Annotated in this window: 11 protein-coding genes; 8 read left to right on the forward strand and 3 right to left on the reverse strand. The window is 46.1% G+C overall.

Annotated elements, in window-relative coordinates; genetic code table 11:
• Positions 1-2: 2 nt before the first annotated feature.
• Complete coding sequence (locus ACYQ05_RS01155; protein ID WP_459817620.1) at positions 3-1,379, forward strand: diguanylate cyclase; 1,377 nt, start codon at positions 3-5, stop codon at positions 1,377-1,379.
• The gene (gene hemN / locus ACYQ05_RS01160; protein ID WP_459817621.1) at positions 1,380-2,774 is read left to right on the forward strand and encodes an oxygen-independent coproporphyrinogen III oxidase; all 1,395 of its coding nucleotides are present in this window, start codon (positions 1,380-1,382) and stop codon (positions 2,772-2,774) included.
• Between the two features lie 21 nt (positions 2,775-2,795).
• Here hemN and ACYQ05_RS01165 read toward each other — a convergent pair whose 3' ends face one another.
• Genes ACYQ05_RS01165 through ACYQ05_RS01175 form a run of 3 tightly spaced genes read right to left on the reverse strand, consistent with a single transcriptional unit; the run spans position 2,796 to position 5,368 of the window.
• Entirely contained in the window at positions 2,796-3,896 is a 1,101-nt protein-coding gene (locus ACYQ05_RS01165) for an anhydro-N-acetylmuramic acid kinase (RefSeq protein WP_459817622.1), read from the reverse strand.
• Positions 3,896-5,095: a peptidoglycan DD-metalloendopeptidase family protein gene (locus ACYQ05_RS01170; protein ID WP_459817623.1), complete on the reverse strand. Its 1,200-nt coding sequence runs from the start codon at positions 5,093-5,095 to the stop codon at positions 3,896-3,898. Before ACYQ05_RS01170 ends, ACYQ05_RS01165 begins: the two co-directional genes overlap by 1 nt.
• 18 nt (positions 5,096-5,113) lie before the next feature.
• Positions 5,114-5,368, reverse strand: coding sequence for a sulfurtransferase TusA family protein (locus ACYQ05_RS01175; RefSeq protein WP_459817624.1), 255 nt, complete (start codon positions 5,366-5,368; stop codon positions 5,114-5,116).
• Between the two features lie 63 nt (positions 5,369-5,431).
• On the opposite strand from ACYQ05_RS01175, the gene glyQ reads away from it, so the two are divergent.
• From glyQ to ACYQ05_RS01205, 6 genes are all read left to right on the forward strand, one after another.
• The gene (gene glyQ, locus ACYQ05_RS01180; RefSeq protein ID WP_459817625.1) at positions 5,432-6,346 is read left to right on the forward strand and encodes a glycine--tRNA ligase subunit alpha; all 915 of its coding nucleotides are present in this window, start codon (positions 5,432-5,434) and stop codon (positions 6,344-6,346) included.
• Position 6,347: 1 nt separating this feature from the next.
• On the forward strand, positions 6,348-8,438 hold the full coding sequence (gene glyS, locus ACYQ05_RS01185; protein ID WP_459817626.1) for a glycine--tRNA ligase subunit beta: 2,091 nt from the start codon (positions 6,348-6,350) through the stop codon (positions 8,436-8,438).
• Positions 8,439-8,586: 148 nt separating this feature from the next.
• Entirely contained in the window at positions 8,587-9,618 is a 1,032-nt protein-coding gene (gene selD / locus ACYQ05_RS01190) for a selenide, water dikinase SelD (RefSeq protein WP_459817627.1), read from the forward strand.
• A gap of 16 nt (positions 9,619-9,634) precedes the next feature.
• The gene (gene mnmH, locus ACYQ05_RS01195) at positions 9,635-10,768 is read left to right on the forward strand and encodes a tRNA 2-selenouridine(34) synthase MnmH (RefSeq protein ID WP_459817628.1); all 1,134 of its coding nucleotides are present in this window, start codon (positions 9,635-9,637) and stop codon (positions 10,766-10,768) included.
• Positions 10,765-11,316 (forward strand): D-glycero-beta-D-manno-heptose 1,7-bisphosphate 7-phosphatase, encoded by a 552-nt coding sequence (gene gmhB, locus ACYQ05_RS01200; RefSeq protein ID WP_459817629.1) that lies wholly within the window; start codon positions 10,765-10,767, stop codon positions 11,314-11,316. The genes mnmH and gmhB overlap by 4 nt, the downstream gene beginning before the upstream one ends.
• Positions 11,316-12,059, forward strand: coding sequence for a lysophospholipid acyltransferase family protein (locus ACYQ05_RS01205; RefSeq protein ID WP_459817630.1), 744 nt, complete (start codon positions 11,316-11,318; stop codon positions 12,057-12,059). Before gmhB ends, ACYQ05_RS01205 begins: the two co-directional genes overlap by 1 nt.
• Positions 12,060-12,063 lie beyond the last annotated feature (4 nt).

Below are 12,063 nucleotides of genomic sequence, written 5' to 3' on the forward strand. Positions count from 1 at the left end.
AGATGATCAATGCGATCCGATTTCAGGAAATGGTCGGAACTTCAGAGCTTGAATTGCAAGCAATAAGAGAAAGAGAAGATCAAATCTTAGCTTTTTCTGATGAATTTGTACATGAGTTGAAAAATTGGTTTAATGCACATGACATTTCTCCAGATTCTACTGATCTTGATCAGACCATTGAGACGTTATACCAAACGATTATCCGCAATGGGATGAAGGACAATTTCTATGAGTTGATCTCTAAACCCGCATTGCAATGGTATCGTAGTGGCCTACGGCAAACTGAAACGATGATGATGTTAGGCCTGATGCGTCAATTTTTAATTAAAAAAGCAGAGCAGATGAATTGTCGAGAGCTCGTTCATGGTTACTGTCATTTATTGGATATGGTGAGCTTCGTTTTTAATACTCTTTATCAGTTAATGGCGGAACACGCACGGATTCAGCAAGTTGTAAAAGATGAGCTCAAACGGTTTGAGCGGAATTTTCATTTGTTAGGCTTAGAAATGCCAAAGGAATTGATCAAGCCTTATGTGGATCATCAAATGTGGAAAGTAGCTGCTTTAGAGTTAGCGACGGGATTAAAGCGGCCCGAACAGATTTCTCTTAAGACGGATGAAACTCAGTGTAAATTGGCTAAATGGCTTGATAGGGGTGGTTTAGAAAAAATTCCACCTGCAAACTTGCCGGACTTTTTGGAAGATCACCGTTTGATACATGAATATGGACGGCAAGCGCTGAAGGATGCGCAAAATCATCATCCAGAGCAGATTTTAACTTACTTCAGTCGAATGGAATGTGCTTCGGATCGCTTAAGTCTAGTGCTTTTGAATTTAATTGAGGATGAGTTTATTCACTTGGCGACTTCAGATCATCTGACGGGGTTGCCCAATCGGCGTGCCTTTGACTTGGAGTTTAAGCGTACACTCGCTTTTGCTGAACGTCATCAGATGTGGTTAGGGCTTATTATTTTGGATATTGACCATTTTAAGCAAATTAACGACACCTATGGTCATACGGTGGGAGATGAAGTATTACAGCAGCTTGCCAAGGTTTTGCAAACACAAGCTCGAACAGAAGAGTATCCTTTCCGCTGGGGTGGAGAAGAGTTTGCGCTATTAACAATGGATAATAAACCGGGTGGCTCTGAAAAACTTGCAGAAAGAATTCGTCATGCGGTCGAAACCACAGATTTTCAGGTAGAGGATCAATTGTCGCTTAAAGTGACCGTCAGTATCGGTTCTCTCTGCTTTCAACCCCCGTTGAATCTTCCAAGCCATGAAATTTTTGCCAAAGTGGATAAACTGCTCTTTCAAGCTAAAGAAAACGGTCGTAATCAAGTGGTACATAAGACCATTCATTATTCTAAGGAGGTATAAGTGGCATCATCGGTTGTTCAGTCTATTGATTTTGATGAGGATTTAATTAAGCGTTATAACCAAACCGGTCCTCGCTATACCTCTTATCCGACCGCACTGCAATTTGAAGAAAGTTTTTCGATTGAAGACTATCAGAAAGCCGTAGAACGCAGCAATGAAAGCGGCCGTAATTTGTCACTCTACTTTCATATCCCTTTTTGTGACACCATCTGCTTTTTCTGTGCCTGTAATAAAGTGTGGACAAGAGACCGTTCAAAAACGACCCCTTATCTAGAGCGCCTGTTTAAAGAAATTGAGATGCAATCTCAGTTGTATGATCCAGACCGAAAAGTGAACCAACTCCATTGGGGCGGGGGTACGCCGACATTTATCAGTATGGATGAGATGCGGCAATTGATGGAGAAAACGCGTCAGCATTTTAATCTGTATGATGATGACAGTGGCGAGTATTCCATTGAAATTGATCCGCGAGAAGCGACGCGCGAATCGGTTTTGTTGCTGCGGGAACTGGGTTTTAATCGCATGAGTTTAGGGGTACAGGATTTTGACCCGAAAGTTCAGCAAGCAGTGAATCGCATTCAGAGTGAAGCAGAGACATTTGCTGTCTTAGAGGCAGCGCGCGAAGCGGGCTTTTTGTCGGTGAATGTGGATTTAATCTATGGCTTGCCGTTTCAAAGTGATCAGAGTTTTTTAAAGACGCTAGATCGTTTATTGGAAGTGGAACCTGACCGTTTTTCAGTTTTTAACTATGCACATATGCCGAGCCTCTTCCCTGCCCAAAAGCGGATGAATGCTGAGGATATGCCGACACCCGATGAAAAATTGCGTATTTTACACAGCACCACTGAACGCTTATTGGAGGCTGGTTATGTTTACATTGGCATGGACCACTTTGCCAAACCGGATGATGAATTGGCGGTGGCACAGCGCAATGAGACGCTGTATCGCAACTTTCAAGGCTATTCAACCCACGCGGAGTGTGATTTAGTGGGAATGGGTGCAACCTCTATCTCTTTGGTGGACAACACCTATGCACAAAACTATAAAGCACTGGAAGACTATTATACCGCCATTGATGCTGGGCACTTAGCCACTTGGCGCGGCGTGTGGTTGACAGAGGATGATGAATTGCGTCGCGATGTCATTTCGCAATTGATTTGCCACTTCCGTTTAGACTTTGCAAAAGTAGAGCAGAAATGGCAGATTGTGTTTCAGGAATACTTTAAAGAGGCATTGGAAAAATTAAAACCGATGCAAGAAGATGGTTTAATTGAGCTGACAGAAACTCAATTACAGGTGACGCCTAAAGGCCGGCTGCTGATTCGCAATATCTGCATGCCTTTTGATGCTTATTTAAAACCTGAGATACAAAACCGTTTTTCTAAAGTGATTTAGCGTTCCGGCATCCGATCGGCGTTAGGGTAGCCAAAGCCCGCCTAAGATGGCGGGTTTGCCACTGCCGGTAATTTGCGTTAAATCAATCGGGATCTGTTGCAGACGCTGCCAGCCTAACCACGCACAGAGCATGGCTTCAATCGCCATAGGATCTATACCTAAACTTTGTGTGGGTTTAACCGGGACAGCAAGCGCAGCTTGGAGATTTTCCACTAAAGTCGCATTTAAAGCGCCACCGCCACAGAGGTATACTTCTGTGGCTTCTGATTGTTTCACTGCGTCGGCAATTAAATCCGCCGTCAGTCGATTCAGCGTTGCCAACAGGTCTTGTGGCTGTTGCGGCAGATCAAAGCGGGTGAGCCAGTTAAGATTAAAGGTCTCTTTGCCTGTGCTTTTAGGGGGGCTTTGTTGGAAAAAGGGGTGCTGTTTCAGTTGTTGTAGCAGCGCTTCATCCACTTTCCCCGCGCGAGCCAAATCGCCATTTTGATCATAATCACACTGCAAAAAACGTTGGCACACTTCATCCATTAAGCCATTGCCTGGACCGATATCAAAGCCAGTGACTTGACTCGGCGAGAGCACACTGATATTGCTGATGCCGCCAATATTGACAACCGCGACTTTGCCCAATGTTTGGGTGATGTTCTGAAATAAAATTTGATGAAAAGCGGGCGCTAAAGGCGCACCTTGGCCACCTAATGCCATATCATCGACGCGAAAATCTCCGGCAACAGCAATACCTGTACGTTTAGCAATGAGAGCAGGGTGTCCCACCTGTAAACTCATGCCCAAATGATGCGTTAAATGTGGGGCATGAAAAATGGTCTGTCCATGACTGCCAATAATTTTGACTTGATCAGATTTAATGTGCGCTTGTTGCATGAGTCGTTGCGCTGCGCCTGAAAAGGCGAGCCCTAAATCGAGCTGTAATTGTGCCAGATCCGGTAGAGAAAGCGTTGGATTGAGATTGAGGGCATGCAACGACTCTGTTAGTGTGGGATTAAGCGGAAAGGTCAAAAAATGATGCAGTTTGGGCGAGCAGTTGGTAGAAAATTCCACCAAAGCGGCGTCAATGCCATCTAAAGAGGTGCCGGACATTAAACCAATGGCCAGTTGCGTCATCACTCAAATCCTTTGACCCAGCTAGCCGGTTCAGCCGGTGTGCGATCCAATTGACTTTTCATCACTGAAACGACATGTTCAAACGCTTTGCGGTATTGGTGGGCAATAGGAGCCGCATCGGGAAACTTGACCTTAAGCGGATCTACATGCTTCCCATTAATGCGGAACTCATAGTGAAGATGTGGCCCAGTTGCCCAACCGCTCATGCCAATATAGCCAATGATATCGCCTTGTTTCACCCAATCCCCTTTCTTGTATTTTCCAAAACGGGACATATGTGCATAGACCGTCGTATATTTTCGGCCGTGGCGAACATAAATCACTCGACCATAACTACGACTCCAGCCCCGTCGAATAATTTTTCCGTTGCCTGTGACATGAATCGGCGTTCCAATAGGGCCCGCATAGTCCACACCATGATGTGCACGCCATTTATGAAGCACAGGATGGAAACGGCGGGGTTGGAAGCCGGAGGTAATGCGGACATAATCAACAGGATTGCGTAAAAAAGCTTTTTTTAAGTTGTGGCCTTTTTCATCATAATAACCGATTTTTTCTCCGGCTCTGTTTTTAAATAGAAAAGCGTAGTGATGTTTGCCATCATGGGTGGTGATTTCAGCAGCTAAAATATCCCCATCCCCAATATATTTTCCCTCAATATAATTTTGTTCGTAGATCACTTTAAAGGTGTCTCCGGGACGCAATTGGCGAATAAAGTCGATTTCCCAGGAGAAAATATCTGCCAGATTCATAATGGTCTTATCACTCAATCCCGCTTTTTGGCCGGACAGATAGAGTGAGTTTTTGATTTTGCCCCCCGTAATCTGAATATGATGTTCGATGGTTTTGACCTGTTTTTCAATCTGTAAGGGGGTGCCATCGTCACCGATTTTTAATACATAAGTGGTTGTGCGGGTTTTAGGGTAACGAATTTCTTTTAGATGTTGTTGATTGTCAAAGCCAAACAGCAGCTCATCTCCAGCACGTAATTGGATAAAGAGATTGCCTTGTTTAAGTTTGCTGATCTGATAAGAGAGCAGAAATGGCGCCCCCATTTTCGCTAAGGCTTGAGACAGACTGCCATTTTTTGGCAAGGTGTAACTTTGATAGTGGAGTGATGGAGAAGCGGTCTCTTCAGCATAAAGCGTGCTGTGAAAACTGCAAATAATCAAAAACAGAAAAGTAAAAATAAAGCGCATAAAAAGATTATTTTAATATTATTTTGTGATCAGAAAATGCCAAACAGGTGTGCCGGCTTCATCAAGTTGGGTGGGCGCAGAGATTTGATGGTGATTGACTTTACACCAGCTTGTTAAGTCACTTTCCGCTCCGGGATCGGTGCAAAAAATTTCAACGCTTTGTCCCGGTTCAAGCGCGCGAAGCGCCTGCTGCAACTTAATCACAGGCATGGGGCATTTTAAACCACGTGCATCGACTGTGCACTGAGGGCTGGTGGAAAGGGTTTGTGTCATCTAAATCACGAGAGTTTGATATAATTGCTGCATTTTACACGATTTGCAAGGAAAACTGTAACGATGAATGCGGCGAGCGATATTTCAACCTTCCAGGGACTCATTCAGACGCTTCAAGCCTATTGGGCAGAGCAGGGATGTGTGGTTATGCAACCCTATGATATGGAGATGGGGGCAGGGACTTTTCATCCCGCCACTTTTTTGCGCTCCATCGGCCCTGAGCCTTGGCGAACAGCTTATGTCCAACCCTGTCGACGTCCGACAGATGGTCGTTATGGGGAAAACCCCAATCGATTGCAGCACTACTATCAATTTCAAGTCATGCTGAAACCATCGCCCGATAATATTCAAGAACTCTATTTGGACTCTCTGAAAATGTTGGGAATTGACCCTTTAGAGCATGATATTCGTTTTGTTGAAGATAACTGGGAATCGCCCACACTGGGTGCATGGGGGCTAGGTTGGGAAGTGTGGCTCAATGGCATGGAAGTGACCCAATTTACCTATTTCCAGCAAGTGGGCGGTTTGGAGTGCCGGCCTGTTACAGGGGAAATCACCTATGGTTTAGAGCGCATTGCGATGTACCTGCAAGGGGTTAATTCAGTCTATGATTTGACTTGGGTCGATGGTCCGGGCGGTAAGGTGACCTATGGGGATGTTTTTCATCAAAATGAAGTGGAAATGTCCACCTATAATTTTGAAAAAGCGGATACGGAAAAACTGTTCCGTACCTTTGATGATTGTGAAGAGATTTTTGCCAAATTGGTTGAAGATAAGCTACCGCTGCCCGCTTATGAGCAGGTGCTGAAGGCGTCTCATGCATTTAATTTATTGGACGCTCGCCATGCGATTTCAGTGACGGAGCGTGCCCGTTATATTGGTCGAGTACGTGCAATGGCGCGTGCCATTGCTGAAGCCTACTATGAAGGGCGTGAAAGCCTTGGATTCCCGCTGTTAAAAGACGGGGAGGATAAATAAGATGAGTGAACAAAAGATGGAAACCGCACAATTTTTAGTTGAGATCGGCACAGAAGAGCTGCCCCCTAAAGCCCTAAAGCGCTTAAGCCAAGCTTTTGCGGATGGCATTGAAGCGGGGCTACAAGAAGCAGAATTGCCTTATGGAGAGGTCGATGTTTTTGCCACCCCTCGTCGTTTAGCCGTTCGCATTCATGATCTGCAAACGCGACAGGCTGACAAAACCGTCGAGAAAAAAGGACCTGCTAAAAAAGCCGCTTTTGATGCCGAAGGTCAACCGACGAAAGCTTTGCAGGGGTTTGCCCGCAGTTGCGGTGCCAGTGTGGATCAATTGCAAGAGTTAGTAACGCCTAAAGGCATTTGGATGGTGTTCTATCAGCAGGTTGAAGGACAGTCTGCGGCGGAGTTACTCCCAGAGATTGTCGCTCAATCTCTCGCAAAACTGCCTATTCCAAAACGCATGCGTTGGGGCAGTTCTGAGGTGGAATTTGTGCGTCCAGTGCATTGGGTGGTGATGATGCTCGATGAGCAAGTGGTGCCCGCAACCATTTTAGGGCACACCGCAGGAAATCAGACGCGTGGGCACCGTTTTCATGCGCCAGAACCTTTAACTTTAGAGCACCCTAATGCGTATGAGGTGCTTTTAAAAGAGAAAGGATTTGTGATGGCCGACTTTGGTGAGCGTGCGCATCATATTTTTCAAACCGTGACGGAAGCTGCTAAGGCGCATGGGGGTCAAGCGGTGATTGATGAGGCCTTATTAGAAGAGGTGACCGCTTTGAATGAGTGGCCGATGCCAATTGTGGGTAGTTTTGATACCGAGTTTTTGGCCGTCCCCCCTGAAGCTTTGATCTCGGCGATGAAAGGTCATCAAAAATATTTCCATATGGTGGATGCGGCAGGCAAACTGATGCCGAACTTTATCACTTTGGCTAATATTGACAGCAAAAATCCTGAGGCGGTGAAAGATGGAAATGAACGGGTGATCCGCCCAAGATTGTCAGATGCGAAATTCTTCTGGGATCAAGATCGCAAACAGCCTTTAGAATCTTTTCTTCCTCGTCTAAAAACGGTGGTTTTCCAGCAGAAATTGGGCACACTGCTCGATAAGACGGATCGGTTGGAAACCCTGTCGGCCTGGATAGCAAAAGCACTGAAGCAAGATGCTGAGACGGTGGCGCTTTGTGAACGAGCAGCGCATCTATCCAAATGTGATCTCATGACAGAAATGGTCGGTGAATTTCCCGATTTACAAGGGGTCATGGGGCGCTATTATGCATTAGAACAGCAAGAAGCTGAGACGGTTGCGATGGCCATTGATGAACAGTATCAACCCCGTTTTGCTGGCGATCAGGTGCCGCAAACGGTAGAAGGGCAGGTGCTGGCCATTGCGGATAAATTGGATACGATTACCGGAATTTATGGCATTGGCCAAGGCCCGACGGGGGATAAAGACCCCTTCGGCTTGCGCCGCGCAGCCTTAGGGATGATGCGGGTGATGATTGAAAATGAGCTGGATTTAGAGCTACCGCAATTGATTCAGCAAAGCTTAAGTCTGCACGCTGAAGTGGAAAGCAGTGAAGCCTTGGTCAATGAGATCTATGATTTTATTATCAGTCGTCTACGCGCTTATTATGCGACTTTGGGGATTACGGCAGAGCAGTTTGAAGCGGTGCGTGTGTGTCACCCTGCCTCACCTGTGGATTTCCATGCGCGTATTGCAGCGGTGCGAGAATTTGCAACCATGCCTGAAGCGGAAGCTTTAAGTGCGGCCAATAAACGCATTCAAAATATTTTGAAAAAGATTAAAACGCCTTTGTCTGAAACCGTCAATGCTGAGCTGTTGTCCGAAGCGGCAGAACAAGCGTTGTACGAACAATGGGTGAACATTCGTCAGCAGGTCGCAGAGCTGGTCAAGCAGGGGGACTACACTGCCGCCATTCGTCTCATGGCGACTATGCGTGCAGCGGTGGATCAGTTCTTTGATGAAGTGATGGTAATGGCAGAAGATGAATTGATTCGTCAAAACCGTTTAGCACTTCTCAATGCCATTCATCAAATGTTTACCCAGGTGGCGGATATTTCGAGACTTTAATAGCTGGAGACCTTTGCACGAGAGGGTTCGACGGCTAAAAATGGCTAAAATTTTAGCTCGCATCCCACTCATACAAAGGTCTCAGGCAAACGAAACAGTTGCCTGGATGAAGCCATCGAGGTGATCAAAAAATAAAACAGGAGTCGAATTGATTAAGTTGACCGAATACAGTCATGGTGCTGGGTGTGGCTGTAAAATTTCACCGCTGCTATTGGAGCAGATTTTGCAAACACAACAGGTGCAGGCCCCTCATCCGAATTTATTGGTAGGGAACGCCAGCAAAGATGATGCGGCAGCTTTTGATTTGGGGAATGGCACTTCTGTCTTAAGCACGACCGATTTTTTTATGCCCATTGTGGATGACCCTTTTAAATTTGGACAGATTGCGGCGACCAATGCGATCAGCGATATTTATGCAATGGGCGGAGATCCTTTAATGGCGATTGCGATTTTTGGCTGGCCGATTGATAAACTGCCGCCTGAAATTGGACAGCAGGTTATTGAAGGAGGGCGTGCGACTTGTGAAGCCGCGGGCATTCCTTTGGCAGGGGGTCACTCGATTGATGCGCCCGAACCGATTTTTGGGTTAGCTGTGACCGGGTCGGTGCAGAATCAATACCTCAAAACCAATAACAATGCGCAGCCCGGTTGTGAACTGTTTTTAACCAAGCCTATTGGCATTGGGATCTTAACAACGGCGCAAAAACAGAAGAAAATTCATCCCGAACATTTAGAGATGGCGATTGAGACGATGACAACGCTGAATCGTTTTGGTGCAATTGCGGCCAAATTGCCTGGTGTGCAAGCGATGACCGATGTGACCGGTTTTGGGTTGTTGGGACACTTAATAGAAGTGTGTGAAGGCAGTGGCATTCATGCGGAGGTGGATTTTGATCAAGTGCCTCTGCTGCCTTATGTGCAAGACTATTTAGCGCAAGGTTGTATGCCTGGCGGGACGGGTCGTAATTTTGAAAGTTATGGACATAAGGTCTCTGAATTGACTGAAGAGCAGAAATATCTACTGTGTGATCCGCAAACTTCTGGAGGCCTATTAATCGCTGTTGAAAATTCACAGGTCACTGATTTCTTAGCCGAAGCCGAAAAAGCGGGTCTTTCAATAAAGTCTTTAGGGAGAACGGTGAAAGCTGAAGCCGAGCAACCGGTGATAACCGTCAAATAGGATAGAACATTCAAGCATGAATAAACAAACGCTGCAAAACGCATTAGCGACCACGGATGATTTTCGCCAAATTGTGCTGCAAGAAACGCCGTTGATTGATGTGCGGGCACCGATTGAGTATGAAAAAGGTGCCTTTCCTAAGAGTGCCAATTTACCCCTCATGAATAATGAAGAACGGCATCAAGTGGGCATCTGTTATAAAGAACAGGGCAACGCCTCAGCGGTGGCATTGGGACATCAGTTGGTGAGTGGTGAGATTAAACAGCAGCGGATTGAGGCGTGGAAGGCTTTTATAGAGGCGTATCCTAATGCGATGCTCTACTGCTTTCGTGGCGGACAACGTTCCCGCATTGCGCAGCAGTGGCTGCAAGAGGCGGGCGTTGAGATTGTGCGTTTAAATGGGGGCTATAAAGCTTTTCGTCAATATCTGTTGCAGCAATTAGGTCAAGCCGCACAACAGTTGCAAAGCACCGTGATGCCAATAGTCTTAGCGGGACCAACGGGTTCTGGTAAAACACGCGTTTTACATAATATTGAGCAGACCATAGATTTAGAAGGGATCGCGAATCATCGTGGTTCAGCTTTTGGCGCTTATTTGACGCCACAGCCGACTCAAATTGATTTTGAAAACAGCTTAGCCTATGCGTTTATTCAAGCTTTTGAGCAGCAGTGGTCTTATATGGTGTTTGAAGATGAAGGTCGTAATATTGGCAGTGTGCATCTACCTAAATCGCTGTTTGAAGCGATCAAATCTGGACCTAAGGTGATCGTGGATACGCCTATGGAGAAACGTATTGAATATACGGTGCAAGAGTATGTGGAGTGGGAGCAGGCGGCTTATATTCGTCTGTATGGTGAAGTGGAAGCGGGATTACTAGAGTGGCGGCACCATATGGAACAGAGTCTCAATCGTATTCAGCGTCGATTAGGGGGTGAGTTGCACCAGCGCATTATGCGATCATTGGATGAGGCGGTGACGCAACAAGAAGAGAGTCATAATCCAATGGAACATGCGCATTGGATTAAGCTGCTGCTGACTGAATATTATGATCCGATGTATGCTTATCAACTTAAAAAGAATAGTTCGCCTATTTTATTTAAAGGCGAGCCAAAGGAAGTGGTGGCGTTTTTTAGGGATTATCAACTATGAAAATCATTGTGTTAGATCGAGATGGGGTGATCAATGAGGACTCGGATGCTTATATTAAGCATCCAGATGAGTGGCACCCCGTGCCTGGCAGTTTAGAAGCCATTGCCCAGCTCAAGCAAGCGGGGTGGACGGTAGCGGTGGCAACCAATCAGTCCGGGATCAAGCGGGGCTATTACGATCGCGCCACCTTGAGTGCCATGCACCAAAAATTACAAAGTTTACTGGCCGAGGTAGATCCTAAAGCGAAAGTGGATTGGATTAGCTTTTCCCCTTATGTGGGCGAGGATAGGAGTCCTTGTCGTAAACCCAGTCCTGGAATGTTGCAAGCGATTGAAAATCGATTTGGCGTCTCTTTAGCCGGGGCACCGATGGTGGGGGACACTTTGGCAGATATTCGTGTGGCAAAAGCCAAAAAAATGACACCCTATCTGGTGCGTTCGGGCAAAGGTGAGCGAACCTTGGCGACCGATGATCCCGTCTTAAAAGAGGTCGCGGTCTATGACAATCTACTGGCCGTTGTACAAGCCATTCTTAAGGAAGTTTCCTAATGCAAAGTTTTCCTATCTTATTGATTCGTTCTACGCTTTTTTCTTTAGGACAGGTGATCACCCTGATCTTTTTTTCAACCATCGGCTTCTTGCTATTGCCCTTTAGTTTTAAAGTTCGCTATCAGTTTATGTCAAAATGGGCAGTGTTTGTGGTGTGGTGGGCCAAAATCACTTGTGGTATTCGTTATCAAGTTTATGGCGCTGAAAATATTGATAAATCAAAACCTGGCATTGTGCTTGCTAGACATGAATCCGCCTGGGAAACTTTTGCTACGCAGCTGATTTTTCCACGCCAAGCGTTTGTTTTGAAACGCGAGTTGCTGAATATTCCCTTTTTTGGCTGGGGAATGCGCCTGCTTCATCCCATTGCGATTGACCGGGGGGCAGGACGCCAAGCGTTGAATCAATTGTTAGAAGAGGGGCAACAGCGACTTCAGGAAGGCGTTTGGGTCATCATTTTTCCAGAAGGCACACGGATGCCAGTCGGAGAGCTGGGTAAGATCAATATAGGCGGGCCTATGTTGGCGGTCAAAAGTCAAGCGCCAACCTATTTGATGGCTCACAATGCGGGTCAATGCTGGCCAAAAAATAGTTTTATTAAGCGCCCTGGCTTAATTGAGGTTTATATCAGTGCGCCATTAGACCCAAGCCAAATGGGTGTAAAAGAGATTAGCCAAGCGGCAGAAAATTGGTTTTTGCAACACAGTGTCTCCAAAGAACAAAGTGCAGGAGGCACAAAATGAAATA

It is taken from the genome of Galenea microaerophila (genome assembly GCF_054657255.1).